We start from the raw sequence: 24,848 nt of genomic DNA, 5'->3' as shown, positions 1-24,848 counted from the left end.
CGTCGCGATTCCCCACTCAGGCCTGGAGTTCGGCCTGTCGGGCCTGTTCGGCGAGAACATGGTCGGCCAGCTGGCCGAGGTGCCGGGCATCGACGCCATCCTGTTCGGCCATTCGCACGGCGAGTTCCCGGGCCTGTTCTTCACCCGGCATCCGAAGGTCAACCTGGAGCGGGGCACCATCAACGGCGTGCCGGCGGTCATGCCCGGCGCCTGGGGCAGCCACCTCGGCCTGATCGACCTGGTGCTGGACGACAGCGGCGGCCGCTGGCAAGTGAAGGACGCCCGCGCCTTCCTGCGCCCGGTGTACGACCGCGCCAAGCGCCAGCCGCTGGTCGAGCCCGACCCGATGGTGGCCCAGCTGATCGGCGAGGCGCATGACGCCACGGTGGCCTACATGCGGGCCGAAGTGGCCCGCACGGCCGCGCCGATCACCAGCTACTTCGCACTGGTGGCCGACGACCCCTCGGTGCAGGTGGTGGCCCAGGCCCAGCGCAGCTATGCCGAGGCGGCGCTGAAGGGCACCGAGTACGCGGCGCTGCCGCTGCTGTCGGCCGCCGCGCCGTTCAAGTCCGGCGGCCGCATGGGCTGGAACTACTACACCGACGTGCCGGCCGGCCCGATCGCGCTGCGCAACGTGGCCTCACTGTACATCTACCCGAACACCGTGAAGGCGGTGAAGCTGACCGGCGCGCAGGTGCGCGAATGGCTGGAGATGTCGGCGGGGCAGTTCAACCGCATCGATCCCGCCGGCCCGGCGGAGCAGAACCTGATCAACGATGCCTACGTGGCCTACAACTTCGACATGATCGAAGGCATCAGCTACGAGATCGACGTGACGCAACCCGCGCGCTACAACCCCCGCGGCCAGCTGGTGTCAGCCGATGCACACCGCATCGTGAACCTGCGCTATCGCGGCGCGCCGCTGGACGAGAAGGCCGCCTTCGTCGTCGTCACCAACAACTACCGTGCCTCGGGCGGCGGCGGCTTCCCGGGCCTGGACGGCAGCAACATCGTGCTCGACGCGCAGGACCAGACCCGCGAGACGCTGGTGCAGTACCTGGCGGCGCAGAAGGAGCTGGACGTGCGGGTCGACAACAACTGGCGCATCCGCCCGGTGCCGGGCGTGAAGCTGCGCTTCCTGTCCGGCGCGGCGGGCGTTCCGCTGCTGCCGCGCTACCCGCAGGTCAAGCTGGTGCGCGAGAACACCGACGGCTCGGCGCTGTACGAGCTGGCGCCCTGATGGCACCGTGATGGCGCCCTGATGGCGCCCTGATGGCACCCGGATGGCACCTTGATGGCGCCGGCGCCGATTTATTCCAGGCGCCGGCTCGACATTTACCCTGATGTGCGAGCCCCTGCGGCAGTGCGAGGCTTGCTTCCTCGCCTGGACTTCAACGGAGAAGCCGACATGGCCACCCCCCTGCTGCCGCACCGCCTGAGCGCCATTGCCCTCGCGACCCTGATCGCCGGCTGCGCCAGCCCACCGCCCGCGCCCGACGCCGCGACCCTGCTGCGCCAGGCCGACCAGGCCCTCGGCGCCTCGACCGTGAAGACGCTGAGCTTCAGTGCCACCGGCACCGGCGGCATCTTCGGCCAGGCCTGGCAGCCTGAGCTGGCCTGGCCGAAGGTGACGTACACCAGCTTCAGCCGCAGCTTCGATTTCGACACCAACGCGATGCGCGAGGAATTCGCGCGCAGCCGCGCCGAGCCCAACGGCGGTGGCGCATTGCCGCTGATGGGCCAGGGCGAGCAGCGCGTGATCGGCTACGCGCGCGACGACTGGGCCTGGAACCAGGCCGGCCCCGCCGCGGCCGCCGCGCCGGTGGCGCTGGACGGCCGCCTGCACGACCTGTGGACCACGCCGCAGGGCGCGGTGATCGCCGCGCAGCTGCACGGCGCCACCACCGGTACCGCCAGCGAGAACGGCCAGACCTTCAGCACCTTCCGCTACAGCGTGCCGGGCAAGCTCAGCGCCACGGCCTGGGTCAACGCCGAAGGCCTGATCACCCGCATCGACTCGCTGCAACCGAGCCCGGTGCTCGGCGACCTGGCCACCACCACCCGCTACAGCGACTACCGCGCGTTCGGCGACATGCGCTTCCCGATGCGCATCGAGCAGACCCAGGGCGGCGCGATGGTGCTGGACCTGACGGTGCAGAAGGTCGAGCCGAACGCCGCGGTGGACATCAGCGTGCCGGACAACGTGCGGGCGTTCAGGGAACGCGTCGCCGCCGAGAAGGTGGCCGAAGGCGTGTGGTTCCTCGGCGGCGGCTCGCACAACAGCGTGGCCATCGAGATGAGCAACCACGTGGTGCTGGTCGAGGCGCCGCTGTACGACGGCCGCAGCGCCGCGGTGCTGGCCGAGGTGGCGAAGCTCGTGCCCGGCAAGCCGGTGAAGACGGTGATCAACTCGCACCACCACTTCGACCATGCCGGCGGGCTGCGCACCGCGGTGGCCAACGGCGCCACGCTGGTCACCAGCCAGCTGGCCAAGCCCTACTTCGAGCGTGTGCTGGCCAATGCCAACACCATCGCGCCCGACCAATTGGCCAAGTCGGGCCGGAAGGCCGAGATCATCGGCGTCGACACCCAGCGCACGCTGGTCGACGGCAACAGCCGCATCGAGATCCACGCCATCCAGGGCAGCGTGCATGCCCAGGGCTTCATGCTGGTGTACCTGCCGCAACACAAGCTGCTGATCGAGGCCGATGCCTTCACCCCCGGCGCACCGAACAGCCCGCCGCCGGCGGTGGTGAACGCCAACAACCTGAACCTGGTGCAGAACATCGAGCGCCTGGGCCTGCAGGTCGAACGCATCCTGCCGCTGCACGGCCGCGTGGTGCCTTACAGCGAGCTGCTGGCGGCGGTGGGGCGCAAGTCCTAGCGGACATATTCAGCGGCCACCGGTGGCCGTGGTCAGCAGCACGCCGCCGTCGCCGTAGTCCCACTGGTGGCTCAGGCCGTTGCCGCTGGCATCGGCGTTGGCGCCGAACTCGGCGGCCTGGTCCACCTCCACGCGTTCCGGGACGATAACCAGCAAACTGGCCGGCAGCGGAGCCAGCGCTTCATCGTCACCTGAACAGCCGGCAAACAGCACGCTCGCCAGCGACAAGACGCCCCACGCTGCGCGCGGCCAACGGCCAAAAGACATGTCCAGCTCCCTGCTTGTGTTGTGTGGGCGCGATTGTGCCGACCGGCTCCCACCCGGATGTGCCGGCCATCACAGACCGGCCAGCTGTTGCACACTACGCGCTCACCCCCTAGATTCACCATGTCGCAAAGCATCCAGGACTTCCACGACGACCCCCGCAACGCCGGCATCCTGATCTGGATCAACGGCGCACTGAAGCCCCGTGCCGAGGCGATGGTGTCGGTGTTCGACTCGGGCTTCGTGCTCGGCGACGGCGTGTGGGAAGGCCTGCGCGTGCTGGCTGGCCAGCCGCTGTTCATGGACGCTCACTTCGATCGTTTGTACGAAGGCGCCAAGGCCTTGATGATGGACATCGGCCTGGACCGCGCCACGCTGACCGAGGCGCTGTACGACACGCTGGCCGCGAATGGCATGCAGGGACAGAGCGGCGTGCACATCCGGCTGATGGTGACCCGCGGCGTCAAGCGCACGCCGTACCAGGATCCGCGCGTCACGGTGGGCCCGGCCACCGTGGTGATCATCGCCGAGTGGAAGGAGGCCAAGCCCGAGACGCTGGCGCGCGGCCTGAACCTGTTCACCGTGCACGTGCGGCGCGGCTTCCCCGACGTGCAGGACCCCAAGCTCAACAGCCACAGCAAGCTCAACTGCATCACCGCCTGCATCCAGGCCACGCAGGCGGGGGCGGACGAGGCGCTGATGCTGGACCCGCACGGTTTCATCGCCACCTGCAATTCCACGCATTTCTTCATCGTGCGCCGGGGCGAGGTGTGGACCTCCAGCGGCGACTACTGCCTGGGCGGCATCACCCGCAGCAACGTGCTGCAGCTCTGCCGCGAGGCCGGCATCCCGGCGCGCGAGAAGAACTTCAGCCTCACCGAGGTCTACGGCGCCGAGGAAGCCTTCTGCACCGGCACCTTCGCCGGCGTGGCGCCGGTGCGTTCGGTCGATGGCCGCGTACTTTCGGCATCACTGCCAGGGCCGATGGTGCAGCGGCTGCAAGGCCTGTACCGCGAATTCGCGCAGCAGGATGCCGCCGGCCGCGCAGCGCTGCGGCAAGGAGCCTGAACATGCGCATCGCGATGTGGAGCGGCCCGCGCAACATCTCCACCGCGATGATGCGGGCCTGGGAGAACCGGCCGGACTGCACGGTGGTGGACGAGCCGCTGTACGCGGCCTACCTGGCGGCCACCGGCCTGGACCACCCGGGCCGCGACGAGGTCATCGCCGCGGGCGACACCGACTGGCGGCGCGTGGTGGCGTGGCTCACCGGCCCCGCGCCGGGCGCGGCCGCCGGCCGCCCGCTGTGGTACCAGAAGCACATGACCCACCACCTGCTCCCGGGCATGGACACCGCCTGGGTGCTGCAGCTGACCAACGTGTTCCTGATCCGTGACCCGGCCGCGGTGGTCGACTCGTACCTGAAGTCGCGCGCCACCGTCGCGCCGGACGACATCGGCCTGCGCCAGCAGCAGATGCTGTTCGACGCGGTGACGCAGCAGCGGGGCCACGCACCGCCGGTGATCGACGCCGACGACTTCCTGCGCGCCCCGCGCGAGCACCTGCTGGCGCTGTGCGCGCGGCTCGGCGTCGACTTCAGCGAACGGATGCTGCAGTGGCCTGCCGGCCGGCGCGCCAGCGATGGCGTGTGGGCACCGCACTGGTACGACGCGGTCTGGCGCTCCACCGGCTTCGAGCCCTGGCGGCCGCGCACGCCACGGCTCGATGCGCAGGCCCAGGCCGTGGCGGACGCCTGCCGCCCGGCCTACGAAGCACTGCACGCCCACCGCCTGCGCGTGTGAACCCGGCGGGCATGCTGCAGCGCCACAGGCTTTCCTTTCGACACCAATCCTCACGCGTTGATCTAGGGGGTATCCGTAGACTGCCCGCGAGGCTGCCGATCCCGGCGCCCGCCCTCGGCAGCGCTCCATGAACATCTTCAGATCCCTGATACGTTGGGCCGTCCCGTTGTTGCTGGCGTCCAGCGCGGCCTACGCCGGCGACATCACGCTCTACAGCAGCTACAAGGTCGAGATCGGCACGAGTCGCCAGCTCACCGCCTACGTGCCGCTGTCGCCGAACACGGTGAGCTACACCGTCAACGGCGTGCCGGGCGGCAATGCCACCGTGGGCACCATCAGCGCCAAGGGCCTGTACACGGCGCCGGCCGCGGTGCCAATGAACAATGCGGTGGTCGTGCGCGCCACCAGCACCGCCTACCCCGCAAAGTACGGGGAGGCGACGATGACCATCACGCAGGTCGGCGTGCACCTGTGGAGCGCCTCGCCCAGCAGCGTGCCGGTGGGCCCGTTCACGCTGCGGCTCAACGGCTCGGCCTTCACGGCCAACACCGTGGTCACCTTCGGCGGCGTGCAGCTGGCCAGCACAGTGAATTCGCGCACCGCGATCACCGCCACCGGCACCGCCACCGCGGCCCAGGCCGGCACGCAGGTGCCGCTGGTCGTGAAGCAGACCGGCGTGGGCGGCACCACCAGCGAGACGGTGATGATCGCCGTCACCAGCAGCACCACGCCGCCGCCCCCGCCGCCGCCGCCGCCCCCCAGCGTGACGGTGTCGATCAACCCCAGCAGCGTGACGCTGGCGCCCGCGGCCACGCGCAGCTTCGCGGCCAGCGTGAGCGGCAGCACCAACACCGCGGTCACCTGGTCGGTCAACGGCATCAACGGCGGCAATGCCACGGTGGGCACCATCAGCGCCGCGGGCCTGTACACCGCGCCGGCTGCGGTGCCGAACCCGGCCACGGTGACGTTGCGCGCCACCTCGGCGGCCAGCACCAGCGCCTATGCGAATGCCAGCGTCACGATCGCCGGCCCCATCGATCCCGGCACCGGCCTGGGCACGCCCGACCTCGCGGCCGGCCGCTTCCTTGAGCAGGCCGCGTTCGGGCCCAGCCCGGCCTCCCTGGCGCGCGTGAAGCAGATCGGCGTCGACGCCTGGCTGACCGAACAGTTCGCGATGGCCGAAACGCCGATCAGCAACCCGGTCAATGACAACCGCATCGTGCAGTCGCAGTTCCTGAACCGGCTGGCCGTGGCCAACGACCAGCTGCGGCAGAAGGTGGCGTACGCGCTCAGCCAGATCATCGTGATCTCGATGAACAAGAACAACTATGCCGAGCAGACCGCCCCCTACCTGCAGATCCTGAGCCGCAATGCCTTCGGCAACTACCGCACGCTGCTGGGCGAGATCGCCATCAGCTCGCAGATGGGCAAGTACCTCGACCTGGCCAACAGCATGAAGCCCGCCAACGGCGGTGGCGCGAACGAGAACTTCCCGCGCGAGCTGATGCAGCTGTTCTCGATCGGCCTGTACAAGCTGAACCTCGACGGCAGCAACCAGCTCGACGCCAACGGTCAGCCGATTCCCGTGTACGACCAGACCACCGTGCAGCAGGTGGCGCTGGCGATGACCGGCTGGACCTACATCAACAACGACTGGGAGAACTTCACCGGCCCGATGGTGCCGCGCGACGCGAACCACGACATGCGCGCGAAGAGCTTCCTCGGGTGCAACCTGCCGGCCAACCAGAGCACGCAGCAGGACATGAACGCGGCGCTCGATTGCATCTACGCGCATCCGAACGTCGCGCCCTTCATCAGCCTGCGGCTGATCCGCAGCATGGTGAAGAGCAACCCGAGCCCGGCCTACGTGCAGCGCGTGGCCACGGTGTTCAACAACAACGGCAGCGGCGTGCGCGGCGACCTGAAGGCCGTCGTGCGCGCGATCCTCACCGACGCGGAAGCCCGCAACGACGCCACCACGCCCACCGGCGGCCGGCTGAAGGACCCGATCTACCACATCGTCTCGATGCTGCGGGCGCTGGGCGGCTCGATCACGGCCACCAACCAGCAGGCCTGGAGCTTCAGCCGCGTGGCGCAGACGCCGCTGACACCGCCCTCGGTGTTCAGCTTCTACTCGCCGCTGTTCCGCGTGCCGCAGCAGCCGCTGTATGGGCCGGAGTTCCAGATCTACACGCCCACCGAAGCGGTGCTGCGCGGCAACTTCATCTGGCAGATCCTCAGCAACCCGGGCGGTGACTTCCCGCTGGACATCTCGCGCTTCACCGCGCTGGGCGGCAACATCCCCGGCCTGATCGACGCGGTGGACCAGACCCTGCTGTACGGCCGCATGGCGCCCAGCATGCGCCAGACCCTGGCCACCGCGATCGCGGCGCAGCCGGACAACCAGAACCGCGCGTGGACCGCGCTGTACCTCACGCTGCTGTCCGGCCAGCACGCCGTGCAATATTGACCGGGGCCCGCCATGCGTCACGACCACTCCCCTCTCGTCACCCGCACCCGCCGCCGCTTCCTGCGCGAAGCCAGCGCGCTGCTCGGCGCCGCAGCGCTGGGCTCGGCGGCGCAGGCGCAATCGGCCAGCCCGTACAAGGCGCTGGTGTGCATCTTCCTGTTCGGCGGCAACGACGGCCACAACACCGTGGTGCCGATGTCCACGGCCGCGTACAACGCGTACAAGAGCATCCGCGGTGGCCTGGCGCTGCCGGGCAACGACGCCACGCTGGTGCAGGTGGCCACGCCCGGCGGCGTGCCCTATGGCTTCAACAGCGGCCTGAACGCCATCGTGCCGCTGTGGGGCCAGGGCAAGCTGGCGGTGCTGGCCAACGTGGGCATGCTGGCGCGGCCGATGACGCGCCAGCAGTACCTCGACGGTTCGGTGAAGGCGCCCACGCAGCTGTTCTCGCACAGCGACCAGATCGTGCAGATGCAGGCCGGCGACCCCAACGGCTCCGGCGGCACCGGCTGGGCCGGCCGCGCGGCCGACCAGCTGCAATCGCAGAATGGCACCTCGCGCTTCCCGGCCTCGATCTCGATGGCCGGCAATGCGCTGTTCTGTGCCGGCAACGTGGTGCAGTCGGCCAGCCTGATCCCAGGTTTCGACCTCAGCGCCGACGGCATGAACGTGTGGCCCGACACCGCCGCCGCCGCGCGCAGGAACGCGCTGAACAGCCTGCTGACGATGGACAGCGGCATGACCTTGATCCAGTCGGCCAACAAGGTACGGCAGGACGCGATCTCGCTGAACAGCCTGCTCTCGGGTGCCGGCGCGGCCACCGTCAGCACGCCGTTCCCCGGCACCAGCATCGGCCAGCAGCTGCTGCAGGTGGCCAAGATCATCAAGCTGCGGCCCACCACCGGCATGGCACGCCAGGTGTTCTTCTGCTCGCTGGACGGCTTCGACACCCACTCGGGCCAGAGCTGGCAGCAGATGGATTTGCTGCGCCAGTTGGCCGAAGCGATGAGCGCGTTCTACACCGCGACGGTCGAGCTGGGCGTGGCCGACGGCGTCACCACCTTCACCGAAAGCGACTTCGGCCGCACGCTGCAGCCCAGCGGCTCCGGCAGCGACCATGGCTGGGGCAGCCACCACCTGATCATGGGCGGCGCGGTGCGCGGCGGCAATGTCTACGGCAGCTTCCCGTTCCCGGCGCTGGGCGGGCCGGACGATGCCGGCAGCCGCGGCGCGCTGCTGCCCAGCACCTCGCTGGACCAGTACGGCGCCACGCTGGCCAAGTGGTTCGGCGTCAGCGCCACGCAGATGGCCAGCGTGTTTCCGAACCTGGGCTACTTCTCGACGCCGGACCTGGGTTTCATGAGCTAGCCGGCTGGGCCGCTCATTTTGCGGCCTAGTCGGATTCCGGCGCGATCTGCTCGGCCCAGTCGTAAAGCTCGCCCAGGATCTCCTGCCCGCGCTCGTCGGCGTCCTCGTTGAGCGCGTCGATGCGGTCGAAGAACTGGCCCAGCGTCGTCAGCCCACCGGCGCCTTCGTGCAGGCGGGCGTGGCGCAGCCGCTGCCAGCGGTCCTGGTCGTCGGCATCGAGCAGGCTGGCGAAATTGCGGGCGCGGTAGCGGAAGAGCAGTTCCTCGAGGCGCTCGTCCTCGAAGGCCGGGCGCTTGCTCACCAGCTGTTCGGGCGGCAGGCTGCGCAGGCGGTCCAGCGTGCGGCGGTCGGCCTGGCCGAGGAAGCCGCCGTACAGGTCTTCATCGACATCGGCCGGCTCCGCGCGCGGCTCGCGGGCATAGACGTCTGCCCACAGCCCCATAGTCGTGGCGGCCACGCGCTGCGCGGTCTCGGCATGGCGCAGGCCCTGCGCGATGTCGAGCTGCCAGCGCTCGGCCATCGCCGGGCTCAGCGTCTTCAAATTGCCGATGACCACCGGCGACTTGTTGATGTGGATGGTCTTGATCGGCAGCCGCTCGGTACCCTCGGGCAGGTCTTCGCGGCGCACGAACATGCGCTCGCGCACCTGCGCGGCCGACAGGTCCGCCAGCTCGGCCGGGTCCGCCGCCAGGTCCCAGACGATCAGTTCGTTCTTGTTCGTCGGGTGCGGCGCCAGCGGCCACACCAGGCCCAGGCAGCCGCGCTCGGCCGGGTACATGCCCGAGATGTGCAGGAAGGGCTTGCCGCTGCCGATCTGCTGCCACACCGCCTCCTTCTTGCGCAGCTGCAGGCAGAACTCGAACAGCTTCGGGTGGCGCTCGCGGATCAGCCGCGCCAGCGCGATGGTGGCCCGCACGTCCGACAGCGCATCGTGCGCCGCCTCGTGCAGCAAGCCGTTGGCGACGCTCAAGTGCTCCAGCTTGAATGAGATGCGGCCATCGTCATGCTTCGGCCATTCGATGCCTTCGGGCCGCAGCGCATAGGCGCAGCGCACCGTGTCCAGCAGGTCCCAGCGGCCGCAGCCGTTCTGCCATTCCCGCGCATAGGGGTCGTAGAGGTTGCGCCAGAACAGGTGGCGCGTCACCTCGTCGTCGAAGCGGATCGTGTTGTAGCCCACGCCCACGGTGCCGGGCTGGGCCAGCGCGGCCTCGATGCGGGCGGCAAACTGGTGCTCGGGCAGGCCGTGCTGCTGGCAATGCTGCGGCAGGATGCCGGTGAGCAGGCACGATTCGGGGTCCGGCAGCATGTCCAGCGGCGGCTGGCAGTAGATCATCACCGGCTCGCCGATCTCGTTCAGCTCGGCGTCGGTGCGCAGGCCGGCGAACTGCGCCGGCCGGTCGCGCCGCGGCACGCGGCCGAAGGTCTCGTAGTCGTGCCAGAAGAAACTCAAATCGCTCATGGCCGGCACGATAGCAGGGCGGCAAGGCGGGCCATCAGAAGGACGGCGCCAGCCGCACGAAGCTGGCGAAGCGCGGCAGCCCCTGGGCGGTGAGGCCCTGGTAGGCATAGGTCACGCGGCGGCCGATGGCCGGCGGCGCGGCGCGCTGGGCATCGCTCAGGCCGCTGCCGAGCTGGAAGCGGCGGCCATCATCGGCCTGCACCAGCAGCGCGCCCGTCTGCCCGGCCAGCCGGCCGCGGCCCGCGAGATGACCGATGACCACGGCTTCCGCATCCTGCTGCGGCTTGAACTTGCACAGCAGCGGCGTGCGGCCGCTCACTTCAGGCGCCAGCGCCTGGTGCAGCACCAGGCCTTCTCCGCCGGAGGCCACCACGGCGTCGAGGCGGCGCTGCAGCGCTGCGGCGTCGGCCACTGGCTGCTGCGCCACCGCCCGCAAGGCAGCGAAGCCCTGCGCCGCGACCAGCTGCCGCAGACTCACCGCGCGCTCGGCGAAGGTGCCGCCGCCGCCCGGCAACTCGAACACCTGGTAGCTCAGCTTGCGCCAGGCCTCGTCGTCCGGCTGGCGGCTGCGCACGATGCCCGACAAGGTCTCGAAGCCACCGCGCGCCAGCCACAGCTCGCCATCCAGCGGCTGCGCCGGCAGCCGGGCGGTGAACCAGTCCGGCGCACCGATCGGCCGGCCGCTGCGGAAGCACAGCCGCCGCCCGTCCCACAGCGCACGCACGCCGTCGTACTTCTCGCTCACCAGCCAGCCGGCCGGGTCGGTGCCCGGCACCCATTCCTGTGCCAGCGGCAGGGCCAGGGCATCGTGCCGCGCCCCCCGGGCGGTGGACCGGCCGGCGGCCATGCTGCCGCCGACCGCCACACACCATTGCCGCCGCGTCAACCCGGCGCTCGTTCCCTCACGATGGTCCATCGCTCTCCTCCTGAGGCCGGGCTGAAGGCCGGCAATGGACCGAGAGCGTAGGCAGTCGCCCGCCGCGCGGCGATCCCCCCGTGGGGGGACTCCCCCCTTTGGGGGTGGGCTGCGATCAACCGGGGCGCTTGCGGCCCGCCTTGGCCGCCGGCGCAGCCGCCGCGCCACCGCCACCCTGCTGCAGCGCATCGGACAGCCCGATCAGCACACCGCTGACCAGCGCGCCATAGCTCTCGGCCAGCGCCTGCGCGGCCTTCAGGCTGGCGCTGCGGCTGTCGCGCATGGCGGTCTGCATCTGCGTCATGAACTGCTGCGCGGCTTCGCTGGCCTGGGTGCCGCTCATCGTGCCCTTGAGCTGCAGCTTGTCCAGCACCTGGCCCCAGGCGCCGGCCATCGGGTCGCCGGCGGCGCCGGCGCCCTTCTGCACCACGCCGATCAGCATGTCCTCGAACTTCTCCAGGTCGGCCAGCGCCTTCTTCAGGTGGGTCTCGCGCAGGTCCACGCCCTTGTCGGCGAACTGCTTGAGCGCCACGCGGTTGGCCTCCACTGCCTTCAGCAGCGCGTCGTCCATGCCGGCCACGGCGCGTTCCAGCAGCGCGTCGGCATCGACCCCGGCCAGCGCGTTCTGCGCCACGCCGCTGCTGGCGGCCTGGGTCACCGCGCCGAGCACGCTGCGGATGTTCTTCAGGCTCAGCTCGCGGCCCTGCAGCGCGCCCAGCGTGGCCTGGTAGACGGCCTGCTGCAGCTGCTCGGCCGTCTTCGCGCTGGCCTGGGAAAACTGGTCGATCAGCGCCTGCTGGTCGATGCCGGACTTGATCATCGCGGGTCTCCTCTCGCTGCCGTTCAGGGGAATGAAGCGGCGAGTGTGCCCCGGGGCGGCGATTCAGTACAGCCCGCGCAGTTCGTCGACGTCGACCTGCAGCTTGACGAACAGCTCGTTGCCGCGCGCGACCTGCGCATAGCCCTGCTTCGAGCGGCTGGCGCCGACGTACAGCACGCTGCCGGCCGACTTGCGGAAGGCATAGGTCAACGAGCCCTGCGTGCCGGCGTCCTGCCACGCGGCAATGCCGGCTTCGGCCCGCCGATCGGCGGTGGTGCGCTGCACGATGGCGCGCAGCGTCTGGCGGGCATCGAAGTGCCACACCGCCAGCACCTGGGCCGCGGTCTCGCGGTACAGGCGCTGGCCGTCCTGCCGGTACCAGGCGGTGCGGAACTGCGGCTCGAACTCCAGCCGGGCCAGCGGCCGCGTGGTCAGGATCACGGTGGCATCGCCGCCCTGGCGCAGCTTCAGCGCCTCGGGGTCGGACACCCGGCCGACGCGGCCCGACAGCGTGAGGAACGGGAACCAGGCCGCCGGCGTCACCACCAGCTCGGTCTTCCAGTAGCGCTCGTCCAGCAGCGGCGCCGTGGCCGCCTGGCGCAGCTGCGACCAGCCGTGCCACTGCAGCGTCCAGTCGAGGTTGTGCGCGCCCACCAGCCAGAAGCCCGGGTACACGCTGCGCTGGATGCGCTGGCCCAGGCGCTTGTCCTCGGCCAGGTCCACGTGCAGGTTGAGCCAGAACTCGTTGAACGGCCCCAGCGGCTGCCAGCCCTTGCCGAGGAACCACTGCGTCATGCGCACGCCGTTCTGCGAGACGAAGCCGCTGTCGTGCCGGAAGCCGGCGCCGATATCGTCCAAGGTGAGCGACACCTCGGTGTCCTCGGTGCGGCGCGTGCCGGCCAGGACCCAGCGGTCGCCGGCCAGCGACGGGCCCTTGGCCAGGCCGCCGTGCCCATCGGGCAGCGCGGTGGTGTCCGAATGCAGCCACTGCGCGCGCATGCGCCAGAACTCGTCGATCTGCCACGCCACATCCGGGCCGAATACCTGGTTCGCGCCGCGACCACCCTCGTAGCGCCGCACCGCGGCCAGGCCGCCCCACTGCAAGGCGCCCAAGTCGTGGCGCAGCCGCGCCACCAGCGCGCTGGACGCGGGCTGTTCGGCAAATTCAGTGGCATAGGGCCCTGGCAGCTGCACCCGGCCGCCGCCGCGGTCGTCCACCACCAGCGCGCTGCCGGCCAGCGACTGGCCGCGCCAGGTGCTGCGCAGGCCCCAGCGCGGCTCGGTGAAGCTGCGCGTGTACACCGCATTGGAGGGCGAACGCCAGAGGTCGGCCGACTCGAAGAAGAACGGCCGCTTCTCATCGAAAGACAACGCGAAGCGAGTGTTGCCGGCCAGCTGCGGCACGTCCAGCGCCACCTGCGAGAAGTCGGGGTTCAGCGTCGCGTCGATCACCCACTCGGCGCGCGGGCGCCACTTCAGGTCGAGCGAGGCGTCGGCGCCGCTGTCATGGCTGCGCGTGCCGTCGGCCGCCTGCTGGCGCTGCGTGCGCAGGGTCAGGCTGGGTCGGATGGTCAGGAACTGGTCGTGCTGTGGCAGCTCCACGCCCCGCAGCGGCTGGATCGTCGCGATGAAGCTCGGCGCCTCGCGCGGGATCAGCACCGAGGTTTCCAGGTAGAACTGCTCGCGCGGGATGCGCCGCCCGACCATGATGCGCCAGGCCGGTTGGTCGCCGGTGGCAAAGCGCAGCGAAGCAAAGGGAATGCGGAACACCGCCGTGTAGCCCTGCGGCGTGCGCCGCGCGGCCGCATCGAAATCGAAATCGGGCGTGAAGTCTTCGCTGTCGTCGCTGGCGCTCTGGATGCCGTCGGCCGTGCTGCCCGCGGCGTTCACGCGGAAGAACTGCGCCGACTGGCGCGTGCCGATCGGATCGAGGTAGACGACGATGAAATCCTGCGTGCGGTTGACCTGGTCGTGCCGCACCAGCGGTGCGCGGATCTCGTCCGGATGGTCGTCCAGTGCGGTGACGCCGACGTAGATCGCATGCTCGTCGAACAGCACCTGCACGCGGGTCTCGCGGCTCGGCGCGGCGCCAGTCTCGGGAAACTTCTGCACGAAGTCCTTGAACACCGGCGCGCGCTGCCAGGCCAGGTGCGAGAGGCTGCCGTCGAGCTTCAGGTGCTCGTGAGGCTGCAGTCGCACCGCGACGATCGGGCTCTCGCCGATGGGCATGGCCCCGGGCGGCTGGGCCAGCGCCGGCAGCGCGGACAGCAGGCCGCACACGGCCGGCAGCAGCAGGGCCCAACGCGCAACATGAGCGGAGACGGCACGGAACGGCAGCATGGCGGAACGGCAGCAAAAGCCGCGCATTGTGCACGGCCCTTGCCGCTGATCAAGCGGCCGCCCGCGCCGCCCGCGCAGCGTGTGCGGGCGGCCCTATCAGCGTGCGGCCGTCGCCAGGCCCGGCTTCTGCCAGCCGCCGCCCAGCGCGCGGAAAAGTTCGGCCTGCGCCGCCACCACCGCGCGCTGCGCATCAGCGGCCTGCAGCTGTGCCAGCAGGGCCAGGCGTTCGGCGTCGATCAGTTGCAGCCGGCTCGATTCGCCCCCCTGGAAGCGCAGCCGCGTCAGGTCGGCTGCCCGCGTCAGCGCCTCGGCGCGCTTGCGGCTGCTGGTCAGGCTGGCCTGCGCCTCGCCATGCGCGGCCAGCGCGTCGCGCGCCTCCTTGAAGGCGGCCGTCACCGCGTCGCGGTAGTCGAGCTCGATCTGCGCCTGGCGCGCGCGCGTGGCCTCGACCTGTGCATCGATGCGGCCGGCGTTCCAGATCGGCTGCGCCAGCGCGGCAGCGACGTTCCAGATCAGCGAGGGGCCGTCGAACAGCCTGGACAGCTGGCTGCTCTCCTGCCCCAGCCCGGCGCTCAGCGTGATGGACGGGAAGTAGGCCGCGCGCGCCGCATCCACCCGCGCACCGGCAGCCCGCAGGCGCGCCTCGGCAGCCTGCACGTCGGGCCGGCGCAACAGCAGGTCGGACGGCAGGCCCGATGGCAGCGCCTGCGCGCCGCCGTTCGGCGCATCAGCGCGCTCGACCCCCTGCTCCACCAGCGCCTTCGGCGAGCGGCCCAGCAGCAGTGCCAGCGCACGCTCGGCTTCGCCGCGCGCGCGCTCGAGCTTCGGCAGCTGCAGCTCGCTGTTCAGCAGCTCGGCTTCCAGCTGCACCCAGTCCAGCTCGGCCAGCTCGCCCGCCTTCATGCGCAGGCCCTGCAGGCGCAGGCTCTCGCGCTGCCACTTCAGCACTTCCTGATAGATCCTGATCTGAGCATCCAGGCCCTGCAGCGTGGCATAGCCCTGCACCACCTGAGCGGCCAGCGCGGTGCGCAGCGTGTCGCGGGCGAACTCGCCGGCCAGCAGCTCGTCGCGCGCGGCTGCGCTGCTGCTGGCAACGCGCCCCCACAGGTCCACCTCGTAGCTGACGTTCAGCGCGGCGCGGAAGTCGTTGCCGAGCGGCGAGGCGCCGCCCAGCGGCACGCTGCCGTTCTCCGTCACGCGCGCCCGCGTGCCGGCGAGCGAGGCGCTCACCGCCGGCCAGCGCTCGGCCAGTGCGCCGCGCAGCAAGGCGCGCGATTCGTCGATGCGCGCCATTGCACGCGCCAGGTCGCGGTTGTGGGCCAGCGCCTCGTCGACCAGCGCGTCGATGCGCGCGTCGCCGAAGCGCTTCCACCAGTCCGGCGCCACCGTCACCGCGCCGCCGGCCGGCTGCTCGAGCGCCGGCGGATCCTTCGGAGCCGGGCCCGGCACCGCGCAGGCGCCGAGCAGCGCGGCGCTCGCGGCCAGCGCGATCGTCGTGATCTGCCGCTTCATGCCGATTCTCCTTGCGTCGTGCCGGGCGCGGCCCCGCCGCCTGGCGAGCCGTGCATCGTGGGATGGTGCGTCGAGCGGGTGTGCGCCTCGTGCACATGCTGTGCCTCGGCCTGCATCTCGGCCGTGCTGCGGTGCTCGCGCAGCTTGCGCGCGGTGATGACCTTGAAGAACATCGGCACGAAGAAGATCGCCAGGAAGGTGGCCGCCAGCATGCCACCCATCACGCCGGTGCCCACCGACTTGCGCGCCGCGGCGCCCGCGCCGGTGGAGAAGGCCAGCGGCAGCACGCCGAGGATGAAGGCCAGCGAGGTCATGATGATCGGCCGGAAGCGCAGCCGTGCGCCTTCCAGCGCCGCGGCCGAGGCGCTCATGCCCTCATGCGCCTTCTGCGCCGCGAACTCGACGATCAGGATCGCGTTCTTTGCCGCCAGGCCGATCAACGTGACCAGGCCGATCTGGAAGTACACGTCGTTGGTGTAGCCGCGCAGGAACACCGCCGCCAGCGCGCCGAAGATGCCGAAGGGCACCGCGAACAGCACCGAGATCGGCAGCGACCATTTCTCGTACTGCGCCGAGAGGATCAGGAACACCATCAACGCGCCCAGTCCCAGCGCCAGCCCCGAGGTGCCGGACGAGCGCTTTTCCTGATAGGACGCGCCACCCCAGTCGAAGCTGAAGTCCGGCGGCAGCACCTGCTTCGCGATGCGCTCGACCTCGGCAATCGCCTGGCCCGAGCTGACGCCCGGCGCGCCCTGGCCGAACAGCTTGACCGCCGGCAGGTTGTTGAAGCGGTCCAGCGTCTCCGGCCCTGACGAGTAGTGCACCGTGGCCAGCGCCGAGACCGGCACCATCTGCCCGGTGTTGGAGCGCACCCACATGCGGCCAATGTCGTCCGGCCGCTTGCGGTAGGGCGCGTCGGCCGACATCAGCACCTGCCAGGCGCGCCCGTACTTGTTGAAGTCGTTGACGTAGTAGCTGCCCAGCGTGGAGGCGAGGCTGTTGAACAGCTCGTCCACCGGCACGCCCAGCGCCTTGGCCTTCTCGCGGTCGACCTCCACCGACAGCTGCGGCGAGCTGGCGCGCCACAGGCTCTGCACCATGCCGAGCAGCTTGCTCTGCGAGGCCGCGCCCTGGAACTGCTGCATCACCTCGGCCAGGCGCTTGGCGCCGCCTTCGCCACGGTTCTGGATGTAGAACTCGAAGCCACCCGCGGTGCCCAGGCCGAAGATCGGCGGCGGGTTGAAGGCCAGCACCAGCGCCTCCTTGATGCCCGCGGTCTTCATGAACAGCTCGCCCACCAGCGCCTGCACCGGCACCGGCCGCTCGTCCCACGGCGTCTGCGTGACGAAGATCGTCGCCGCGTTGTTGCGGTAGCCGCCACCCAGGAAGTCGAAGCCGGTGAAGGCCACCACGTCCTTGTTGAACGGGTTGCTCTTGATGGCCTGGATCACCTCGCCCACCACCTTGTCGGTGCGCTGGAGCGAGGCGCCGTCGGGCAGGATCACCGCCGAGATGTAGAAGCCCTGGTCTTCCTCGGGCACCAGCGATCCGGGCGTGATGCGGAACAGCCCGGCGGTGAGCGCCACCATGCCGGCGAACATCAGCAGGCCGATGCCGGCACGCCGCACCATGAAGCCCACGCCGCGCACGTAGCCGCCGGTGACGCGGTGGAACGCGTCGTTGAACCAGCTGAAGAAGCGCCCCGGCGCGTGGTGGCCGCGCTTCAGGATGATGACGCACAGCGAAGGCGTCAGCGTCAGCGCGACGATGCCCGAGATGACCACCGCGATGGCGATCGTCACCGCGAACTGGCGGTACAGCTCGCCGGTCAGGCCGCCGAGGAAGGCGATCGGCACGAAGGCCGCGCACAGCACCAGCACGATGGCCACCACCGGACCCGAGACCTCGCGCATCGCGCGGATCGCGGCCTCGCGCGCCGTCATGTGGTCTTCCTGCATGTGGCGCTCGATGTTCTCGAGCACCACGATCGCGTCGTCGACCACGATGCCGATGGCCAGCACCATGCCGAACAAGGTGAGCGTGTTGATCGAGTAGCCCAGCAGCAGCAGCCCGGCGAAGGTGCCGATCAGCGAGACCGGGACCGCCACCAGCGGGATCAGCGTGGCACGCCAGTTCTGCAGGAACAGGAACACCACCGCGATGACCAGCACCATGGCCTCGGCCAGGGTCTTCACCACTTCCTCGATCGACACCTTCACGAAGCGCGTGGTGTCGTACGGGATGGAGTAGGTGAGGCCCTTCGGGAAGCGCGGCTCGATGGCCGCGACGGTGCTCTCGACCTCCTTGGCCACGTCCAGTGCGTTGGCGCCCGGTTGCAGGAACACGCCCACCAGCGTGGCCGGCTTGCCGTTGATGCGGCCGATGAAGTCGTAGTCCTTCGAGCCCAGCTCGACACGGGCCACGTCCTTCAGCCGCACGGTGCTGCCGTTGGCATCGGCGCGGACGATGATCTCCTCGAACTGCTGCGGCTCGGACAGCCGGCCCTGCGTGGTGATGGTGTAGACCATCTCCTGCGCGCCGCCGGTCGGCGACTGGCCGACCTTGCCGGCGGCGAACTGCGCGTTCTGCTCGTTGATGGCGCGCGCCACGTCGCTGGTGCTCAACTTCAGCTGCGCCAGGCGGTCGGGCTTGAGCCAGATCCGCATCGCGTAGTCCTTGGCGCCGAAGATCTGCACATTGGTGGTGCCGGGCACGCGCTTGATCGCGTCCAGCACGTTCAGCGTCACGTAGTTGCTGATCTCGAGGTCGCTGCGCGAATCGTCGGGCGAGAAGAAGGCCAGCACCTGCAGGAAGGCCGAGGAGCCCTTCTCCACCGTGACGCCCTGGCGCCGCACTTCCTGCGGCAGCTTCGATTCGACCTGCTTGACGCGGTTGTTCACCAGCTGCGCGGCCTGGTCGACGTTGGTGCCGATGTCGAAGGTGACCTGGATCGTGACGATGCCGTTGGAGGTGGAGGTCGAGCCCATGTAGATCATGTGCTCGACGCCGTTGATCGCGTTCTCCAGCGGCGCGGCCACGGTCTGCTCGATCACCTCGGCGCTGGCGCCAGGGTAGACCGCGACCACCGAGACCACCGGCGGCGCGATTTCCGGGTACTGCGCGATCGGCAGCACCCGCATCGCCGACAGGCCCGCGATGACGAAGAAGATGGACAGCACGGCCGCGAAGATCGGCCGGTCGATGAAGAAGCGGGAGAACATGCGCGCCCCCGCTTACTTCGATGCTGCCGGCTTCGCCGCCGAGGCCGCTGGCGCCGCTGCGCCGCCGCCCTGGCCCGGTGCCCCGCCGGCCTGCCCCGGTGCGCCGACCTGGATCGGCGCGCCGGGGAAGAAGATGCGCGCCATGCCGTCGACGATCACCGCATCGCCCGCGGCCAGGCCCGAGCGGATGACCCAGCCGTCGGCCAGCTGGTCACCCACCTGCACTGGTTTCGGCATCGCCTTGCCGTCGGCCGCGACGTACACGAACTTGCCCTGCGGGCCTTCCAGCACCGCGCGGGTGGGCACCTTCACCGCATTTGGCCGCTTCGCACCCAGCAGGCGCACGCGCACGAACTGGCCTGGCTTCAACTGCCCGTCGGGGTTCGGCAGTTCGGCTTCGGCCTCGATGGTGCCGGTGCTGCCCGAGATGCGCGTGTCGGAGAAGATCAGCTTGCCCTTGCGGCTGTACAGGCTGCCGTCGGCCAGCTTGGCCTCGACCTCGAAGGCCTCGCCGGCGGGCAGCTTCAGCGCGCCGCTGGCACCTTCCGAGCGCCAGCGCTGCTGGTCGTTGTCGGCCAGGCCGAAGCGGACCTTGATCGGGTTGGTCTGCACCAGCGTGGTCAGCAGCGTCTCGGGGCCGGCCACCAGCGTGCCCTCGGACACCTGCGAGCGGCCGGCCACGCCGGCGATCGGCGCCTCGACCCGGGCATAACCCACATTCAGAGCGGCCTCGGTGCGGCGCGCCTGCGCGCCCTTGACGTCGGCGCGGGCGATCTGCTCGGCCGAGGCGGCGTCGTCGTATTCCTTCTGGCTCACCGCCTTGGCGTCCCACAGCGGCTTCAGGCGCGCCAGCGTGCGCGCGGCCTGCGCCTGGCGCGCCTCGGCCGCCGCCAGGTCGGCGTCGGCCCGGTTCAGCGCGGCCTGGAACGGCGCCAGGTCCAGCGTGTAGAGCGACTGGCCCTTGCGCACCGGCGCACCTTCGGTGAAGTTGCGCTGCTGCAGGATGCCGGCCACGCGGGCACGCACTTCCACCTCGCGCGAGCCGACCGTCTGGCCCACGTACTCGTACACCACCGGCACGTCGGCCGGCACCACCTTTTCCACCACCACCGGTGCCGGCGGCGGGCCGCCATGGCCGCCGGGCTGGGCACCGGACGGGCCGCAGCCGGTCAGCAGCACGGCCACGGCCACGCTGGTCAGCGCCAGCACGGCCCCATACATCGAAACGCGACGATTCACATTGATCGCACTCATGAAAACCCTAGCCTCCATTCGCACAGGCGGCGGAGTTTACATACATTCATGAATGTATGATTCCCGCATGCGGTGCAAGGTCTTGCGAGAAAGACGATCGTCCGCACATCCGTTGGAATTCCCCCCGGAGGTCCGCTCCTGGAGGTCATCACCATGGCCCGCCGCACCAAAGACGAAGCCCTCGCCACCCGCCACTGCATTCTTGATGCCGCCGAGCTGCTGTTCCAGCAGCACGGGGTATCGCGCACCTCGCTGCAGGACATCGCCCAGGCCGCCGACCTGACGCGCGGCGCCATCTACTGGCACTTCAAGGACAAGGCCGACCTGTTCAACGCGATGATGGAGCGGGCCACGCTGCCACTGGAAGAGTCGCTGGCCATCGGCGAAGAACTGCCGCCGGACCAGGACCCGCTGGCCTTCATCGAAGACCGCTTCGTGCAGGCCCTGCGCCTCACGGTGCACCATGCACCGACACGGCGCGTGTTCGAGATCGCCACGCACAAGGTCGAGTACGTCGACGAACTGCAGGCGGTGCGCGACCGCCACCTGCTCAACCGCAACCAGTGCCTCGACCAGGTCGAGCTGATGCTCAAGCAGGCCGCGCGGCGCGGCATCATCGGCCGCCGGGCGCCGGCGCGCAGCATCGCGCTGGGCCTGCATGCGCTGGTGGACGGGCTGATCCAGAACTGGATGCTCGACCCGCAGGCCTTCGACCTGGTACGGGTGGGCCGCCAGGTGCTGCGCGCCTACCTGGCCGGCCTGCGCACCGAAGCCTGCGCCGCGCCGGCCGCGGCCGGCGGCACGGAGGACGCCGCATGACGCACGAGCTGCCCGCCGGCCCGCCGCACTGCACCGTGGTCGACGGCTGCGCCACGATCATGCTGAACCGCCCGGCGCACCACAACCGCCTGCACCGCGAAGACCTGGCCGCCCTGCAGGCGCATTGCCAGGCGCTGGCCGGGCAGCCCGAGGTGCGCGTGGTGCTGCTCACCGCCTCCGGCCCGAGCTTCTGTGCCGGCTACCACCTGGGCGACCTGGATGCCGACGCGCACAGCGGCCCGCAGCGGTTCGAGCAGACCGTCGATGCGATCGAGGCCCTGCCGATGCCCACCATCTGCCGGCTCAACGGCAGCGTCTACGGCGGCGCCACCGACCTGGCGCTGGCCTGCGACTTCCGCATCGGGCTGGACACGATGACGCTGCGCATGCCGGCGGCGCGCCTGGGCCTGCACTACTACCCGAACGGTCTGCGGCGCTACGTCTCGCGCCTGGGCCTGGCCGCCGCCAAGCGCATGTTCCTGCTGGCCGACACCTTGCACGCGCCGGAGCTGCTGCACATCGGCTACCTCGATCAAGCGGCCAGCGCCGCCGAGCTTGACGGCCGCGTGCAGGTGCTGGTCGACGCCATCCGCGCCGGCGCGCCGCTGGCCGTCAACGGCATGAAGCGTTCGCTCGACGAGATCGCCCGCGGCGAATTCGACCTCGAGCGCCTGGCCGCCCGTGCCGCGCTGTGCGCCGGCAGTGAAGACCTGCGCGAGGGCCAGGCCGCGTTCGCGCAGAAGCGGCCGCCACGCTTCACGGGTCGCTGAGCGCCCCTACGGGCAAACCCGCGAACCCGGCACGCGATGCGACGAAGTGCGCCATTCGGCGCCTGAGCTGCGGTTCTCCAGCTTGACGGTGGGGCGGCCGGCACCGGAAAGTCGCGCGTTTGATCTTTCCCTGGCCCCCGCCCCATGAGCCTTGCCACCCCCCTTTCCCTGTCCGGCGCCTGTCGCCTGTCCGCCATCGCCGGCGCCGTGCTGCTGATCAGCGCCTGTGCCACGCCAACGGCGGGCACGCCTGCGGGTGCCGCTGCAGGCACTTCCGCAGGCACCACCACGGTCGCCACCGCCACGCCGGCCAAGGCCGCGGCAGGCCCTGCGGCCGCCGCCTCGGGCCCGGCCAACGGCGCCAGCGCCCCGGCCGGCGCGCGCCCCGACCCGACGGCGCCCAAGCCCTTCAACGAGGTGATCAAGGACGCCAAGCGCCAGGACGGCTACTTCCCGATCTGGCGCAAGGACGAGAAGGTGTGGCTCGAAATCCCGAGCGCGGCGCTGAACAAGCCGCTGCTGTTCAGCGTCAACATCGCCAGCTCGGTCGGTGAGCGCGGGCTGTACGCCAGCCAGATGGCCGGCGGCGGCATGGTCGAGTGGCATCGCATCGGCAACCAGCTGCAGCTGGTGGCGCTGAACACCAAGTTCCGCGCCGAGGGCGATGGCAAGCGCTCGGTCGACCAGGCCTTCTCGCCCAGCCTGATCGGCTCGGTCACCGTGGCCAGTGCCGAACATCCCGAGCGCAAGAGCTTCCTCGTCGACGCCGCGCCGCTGCTGCTGAGCGACGTGCCGGGCTATTCCACGCAGCTCGAGGCGGCCTACCGCCTGCCCTTCGGCCTGGACCGCGGCAACTCGTACTTCGAGGCCGCGCGCGCCGATGCCGGCATCACCACGCTGACGGCGCGCCTGCACTTCGCCACGGCGCGCATCCCGGCGCCGCCGCTGGTGCCCGCGCCGGTGCCGGTGCCCACGCCCCCGACGACGGTGCCCGATCCGCGCAGCCTGTTCGTCAGCTACGTCTACAGCTTCCAGCCGCTGCCGGCCACCGTGATGCGCCCGCGCATTCCCGACCCACGCATCGGCCATTTCTCCGAGGCCTTCAACGACCTCAGCGCCGACCTGAAGGCCAACCCGCGCGTGCACTACCTCAAGCGCTGGCGGCTCGAGAAGAAGGACCCGGCCGCGGCGCTGTCCGAACCGGTGACGCCGATCACCTACTGGCTCGACAAGAACATTCCGCAGCGCTACCGCGCCTCGGTGCAGGCCGGCATCCTGGAATGGAACAAGGCCTTCGAGAAGATCGGCTTCAAGAACGCGGTGGTCGTCAAGCAGCAGCCCGACGATGCCGACTGGGACAACATGGACGGCGCGCATGCCTCGATCCGCTGGTTCGTCGGCGCCGACGTCGGCTTCGCGATCGGCCCCTCGCGCAGCGATCCGCGCAGCGGCGAGATCCTGGATGCCGACATCGGCATGAGCGAGGTCTTCGCGCGCGGCTCGCGCCGCTTCATCGTCGAGGACATCGGGCGTCCATCGGCCGGCGCGGCCGCGCGCGTGCACGGCGGCTTCGATGGCGCGTATGGGGGCGCCGGCCACGAAGCGGCCTATTGCCACTATGCGCAGGAAGCGGCGGCGGAGATGGACTTCGCGCTCGACATGATGGAAGCCCGCGGCGACATCGCGCCCGACAGCCCCGAGGCCGAGGCCTTCGTGCAGGCGGTGATCAAGGACACCATCATGCACGAGGTGGGCCACACGCTGGGGCTGAAGCACAACTTCAAGGCCTCCACCACCGTCACGCGCGAGCAGCTGAAGGACAAGGCCTTCACCGAGCAACACGGCATCTCCGGCTCGGTGATGGACTACAACGGCTACAACCTGGCGCTCAAGGGCGAGCCGCAGGGCGCGCTCAACGACACCACGCTCGGCCCTTATGACTACTGGGCGATCGAATACGCGTACAAGCCGATCGCGCCGGAGAACGAAGCCGCCGAGCTGGGCCGCATTGCCGCGCGCAGCACCGAGCCGCAGCTGGCCTATGCCGACGACACCGATGCCGGCGGCTTCGGTCCCTACGACGGCATGGACCCGCTGGCCAACCGATTCGACCTGGGCGACGATCCGCTGGCCTACTTCCGGAAGCGGCTCGCGCTGTCGCAGGAGCTGTGGGACCGCGTGCAGGTGCGCAAGCTGCAGCCCGGCGACGACCCGCTGCGCCAGCAGCGCTCCATCCTCGGCGGCTTCAACCAGCTGTTCCGCGCCGCCGAGCTGGTGGGCAAGTACGTCGGCGGCATGTACACGGTGCGCGACATCCCCGGCACCACCGGGCGCGCCAGCCTGCGCCCGGTGGAGCCGGCCAAGCAGCGCGAGGCGCTGCAGTTCCTGGCCACCGGCCTGTTCAGCGCCGACAGCTTCCGCTTCAAGCCGGAGTTCCTGAGCTCGCTGACGATGGACTACCAGGAATTCGACCGCGGCACGCCGATCAACATTCCCGGCGCGGTGGCGCGCGTGCAGCTGGTGGCACTGGATCGACTGCTGGCCGCCCCCACCGCACGGCGCCTGCTCGACCTGCCGGGCTATGTGCCCGAAGCGCAGCGCAAGGGGCTGATCTCGCTGAACGAGGTGTACGGCACGCTGCAGACGGCGGTCTGGAGCGAGCTCAAGACCGGCTCCGACATCGACCGCCTGCGGCGCAACCTGCAGCGCGAATACCTCAAGCGCCTGCAGGCCGTGCTCACGCGCTCGCCCGCCAACCTGCCGCCCGACGCGCTGAGCCTCGCGCGCCTGCATGCCACGCAGCTGCAGGCCGACCTGCGCAGCGCCATCGCCAAGGGCGCGACCAGCCAATCCCCTGAAACGAAGGCCCACCTGGCCGACAGCCTGGGACTCCTGACCGAAGCCCTGCGCGCTACGATGCAGCGTTCATGACGCAAGCAAGAAAGGACA

17 protein-coding genes are annotated in these 24,848 nt (G+C 70.3%); 9 read left to right on the top strand and 8 right to left on the bottom strand.

What is annotated here, in order from left to right:
* Both ACILR4_RS21130 and ACILR4_RS21125 read left to right on the top strand, forming a co-directional pair.
* A partial coding sequence (locus ACILR4_RS21130) for a bifunctional 2',3'-cyclic-nucleotide 2'-phosphodiesterase/3'-nucleotidase (protein WP_395702854.1) occupies nt 1-1,240 on the top strand: 1,240 nt, incomplete at its 5' end.
* 168 nt (nt 1,241-1,408) lie between these two features.
* The gene (locus ACILR4_RS21125; protein ID WP_395702853.1) at nt 1,409-2,884 is read left to right on the top strand and encodes an MBL fold metallo-hydrolase; all 1,476 of its coding nucleotides are present in this window, start codon (nt 1,409-1,411) and stop codon (nt 2,882-2,884) included.
* 9 nt (nt 2,885-2,893) lie between these two features.
* On the opposite strand, the gene ACILR4_RS21120 is transcribed toward ACILR4_RS21125, so the two are convergent.
* Nucleotides 2,894-3,151, bottom strand: coding sequence for a hypothetical protein (locus ACILR4_RS21120; protein WP_395702852.1), 258 nt, complete (start codon nt 3,149-3,151; stop codon nt 2,894-2,896).
* Nucleotides 3,152-3,271: 120 nt separating this feature from the next.
* Between ACILR4_RS21120 and ACILR4_RS21115 the strand changes: the two genes are divergently transcribed.
* The 4 genes from ACILR4_RS21115 to ACILR4_RS21100 all read left to right on the top strand — a co-directional run bounded on the left by ACILR4_RS21115 (nt 3,272) and on the right by ACILR4_RS21100 (nt 8,788).
* Nucleotides 3,272-4,216 carry an aminotransferase class IV gene (locus ACILR4_RS21115; protein WP_395702851.1) on the top strand — a complete coding sequence of 315 codons (945 nt, stop codon included), beginning with the start codon at nt 3,272-3,274 and terminating at the stop codon, nt 4,214-4,216.
* Between the two features lie 2 nt (nt 4,217-4,218).
* Entirely contained in the window at nt 4,219-4,950 is a 732-nt protein-coding gene (locus tag ACILR4_RS21110) for an HAD family hydrolase (RefSeq protein WP_395702850.1), read from the top strand.
* Between the two features lie 127 nt (nt 4,951-5,077).
* Entirely contained in the window at nt 5,078-7,420 is a 2,343-nt protein-coding gene (locus ACILR4_RS21105) for a DUF1800 family protein (RefSeq protein ID WP_395702849.1), read from the top strand.
* A gap of 12 nt (nt 7,421-7,432) precedes the next feature.
* Nucleotides 7,433-8,788, top strand: coding sequence for a DUF1501 domain-containing protein (locus tag ACILR4_RS21100; RefSeq protein ID WP_395702848.1), 1,356 nt, complete (start codon nt 7,433-7,435; stop codon nt 8,786-8,788).
* 25 nt (nt 8,789-8,813) lie between these two features.
* Here ACILR4_RS21100 and sbcB read toward each other — a convergent pair whose 3' ends face one another.
* The 7 genes from sbcB to ACILR4_RS21065 all read right to left on the bottom strand — a co-directional run bounded on the left by sbcB (nt 8,814) and on the right by ACILR4_RS21065 (nt 20,310).
* Nucleotides 8,814-10,247, bottom strand: coding sequence for an exodeoxyribonuclease I (gene sbcB, locus ACILR4_RS21095; protein ID WP_395702847.1), 1,434 nt, complete (start codon nt 10,245-10,247; stop codon nt 8,814-8,816).
* A gap of 34 nt (nt 10,248-10,281) precedes the next feature.
* Nucleotides 10,282-11,163: a DNA ligase gene (locus ACILR4_RS21090; protein WP_395702846.1), complete on the bottom strand. Its 882-nt coding sequence runs from the start codon at nt 11,161-11,163 to the stop codon at nt 10,282-10,284.
* Nucleotides 11,164-11,278: 115 nt separating this feature from the next.
* The gene (locus ACILR4_RS21085) at nt 11,279-11,983 is read right to left on the bottom strand and encodes a DUF6781 family protein (protein WP_395702845.1); all 705 of its coding nucleotides are present in this window, start codon (nt 11,981-11,983) and stop codon (nt 11,279-11,281) included.
* Between the two features lie 63 nt (nt 11,984-12,046).
* Complete coding sequence (locus tag ACILR4_RS21080) at nt 12,047-14,323, bottom strand: DUF5916 domain-containing protein (RefSeq protein WP_395702844.1); 2,277 nt, start codon at nt 14,321-14,323, stop codon at nt 12,047-12,049.
* 96 nt (nt 14,324-14,419) lie between these two features.
* Complete coding sequence (locus ACILR4_RS21075; RefSeq protein WP_395702843.1) at nt 14,420-15,835, bottom strand: efflux transporter outer membrane subunit; 1,416 nt, start codon at nt 15,833-15,835, stop codon at nt 14,420-14,422.
* Complete coding sequence (locus ACILR4_RS21070) at nt 15,832-19,056, bottom strand: efflux RND transporter permease subunit (RefSeq protein WP_395702842.1); 3,225 nt, start codon at nt 19,054-19,056, stop codon at nt 15,832-15,834. The genes ACILR4_RS21075 and ACILR4_RS21070 overlap by 4 nt, the downstream gene beginning before the upstream one ends.
* Nucleotides 19,057-19,068: 12 nt before the next feature.
* On the bottom strand, nt 19,069-20,310 hold the full coding sequence (locus ACILR4_RS21065) for an efflux RND transporter periplasmic adaptor subunit (RefSeq protein WP_395702841.1): 1,242 nt from the start codon (nt 20,308-20,310) through the stop codon (nt 19,069-19,071).
* Between the two features lie 153 nt (nt 20,311-20,463).
* On the opposite strand from ACILR4_RS21065, the gene ACILR4_RS21060 reads away from it, so the two are divergent.
* The 3 genes from ACILR4_RS21060 to ACILR4_RS21050 all read left to right on the top strand — a co-directional run bounded on the left by ACILR4_RS21060 (nt 20,464) and on the right by ACILR4_RS21050 (nt 24,830).
* Nucleotides 20,464-21,129, top strand: a complete 666-nt coding sequence (locus ACILR4_RS21060; RefSeq protein WP_395702840.1) for a TetR family transcriptional regulator — start codon at nt 20,464-20,466, stop codon at nt 21,127-21,129.
* A complete protein-coding gene (locus tag ACILR4_RS21055) occupies nt 21,126-21,899 on the top strand; it encodes an enoyl-CoA hydratase/isomerase family protein (protein ID WP_395702839.1) in 774 nt (257 codons plus the stop codon). Before ACILR4_RS21060 ends, ACILR4_RS21055 begins: the two co-directional genes overlap by 4 nt.
* A gap of 144 nt (nt 21,900-22,043) precedes the next feature.
* Nucleotides 22,044-24,830: a zinc-dependent metalloprotease gene (locus ACILR4_RS21050; RefSeq protein WP_395702838.1), complete on the top strand. Its 2,787-nt coding sequence runs from the start codon at nt 22,044-22,046 to the stop codon at nt 24,828-24,830.
* Nucleotides 24,831-24,848 lie beyond the last annotated feature (18 nt).

Origin of the sequence: Aquabacterium sp. (assembly GCF_044226965.1) — a bacterium.
Classification (GTDB): domain Bacteria; phylum Pseudomonadota; class Gammaproteobacteria; order Burkholderiales; family Burkholderiaceae_C; genus Pseudaquabacterium.
Note: the sequence above shows the minus strand (reverse complement) of the source record. Positions and strands in the feature narration are given on the sequence as shown.

Coding starts and splice junctions, on each gene's coding strand:
- ACILR4_RS21125 (WP_395702853.1), top strand. CDS start 1,409: ATGGCCACCCCCCTGCTGCCGCACCGCCTGAGCGCCATTGCCCTCGCG.
- ACILR4_RS21120 (WP_395702852.1), bottom strand. CDS start 3,151: ATGTCTTTTGGCCGTTGGCCGCGCGCAGCGTGGGGCGTCTTGTCGCTG.
- ACILR4_RS21115 (WP_395702851.1), top strand. CDS start 3,272: ATGTCGCAAAGCATCCAGGACTTCCACGACGACCCCCGCAACGCCGGC.
- ACILR4_RS21110 (WP_395702850.1), top strand. CDS start 4,219: ATGCGCATCGCGATGTGGAGCGGCCCGCGCAACATCTCCACCGCGATG.
- ACILR4_RS21105 (WP_395702849.1), top strand. CDS start 5,078: ATGAACATCTTCAGATCCCTGATACGTTGGGCCGTCCCGTTGTTGCTG.
- ACILR4_RS21100 (WP_395702848.1), top strand. CDS start 7,433: ATGCGTCACGACCACTCCCCTCTCGTCACCCGCACCCGCCGCCGCTTC.
- sbcB (WP_395702847.1), bottom strand. CDS start 10,247: ATGAGCGATTTGAGTTTCTTCTGGCACGACTACGAGACCTTCGGCCGC.
- ACILR4_RS21090 (WP_395702846.1), bottom strand. CDS start 11,163: ATGGACCATCGTGAGGGAACGAGCGCCGGGTTGACGCGGCGGCAATGG.
- ACILR4_RS21085 (WP_395702845.1), bottom strand. CDS start 11,983: ATGATCAAGTCCGGCATCGACCAGCAGGCGCTGATCGACCAGTTTTCC.
- ACILR4_RS21080 (WP_395702844.1), bottom strand. CDS start 14,323: ATGCTGCCGTTCCGTGCCGTCTCCGCTCATGTTGCGCGTTGGGCCCTG.
- ACILR4_RS21075 (WP_395702843.1), bottom strand. CDS start 15,835: ATGAAGCGGCAGATCACGACGATCGCGCTGGCCGCGAGCGCCGCGCTG.
- ACILR4_RS21070 (WP_395702842.1), bottom strand. CDS start 19,056: ATGTTCTCCCGCTTCTTCATCGACCGGCCGATCTTCGCGGCCGTGCTG.
- ACILR4_RS21065 (WP_395702841.1), bottom strand. CDS start 20,310: ATGAGTGCGATCAATGTGAATCGTCGCGTTTCGATGTATGGGGCCGTG.
- ACILR4_RS21060 (WP_395702840.1), top strand. CDS start 20,464: ATGGCCCGCCGCACCAAAGACGAAGCCCTCGCCACCCGCCACTGCATT.
- ACILR4_RS21055 (WP_395702839.1), top strand. CDS start 21,126: ATGACGCACGAGCTGCCCGCCGGCCCGCCGCACTGCACCGTGGTCGAC.
- ACILR4_RS21050 (WP_395702838.1), top strand. CDS start 22,044: ATGAGCCTTGCCACCCCCCTTTCCCTGTCCGGCGCCTGTCGCCTGTCC.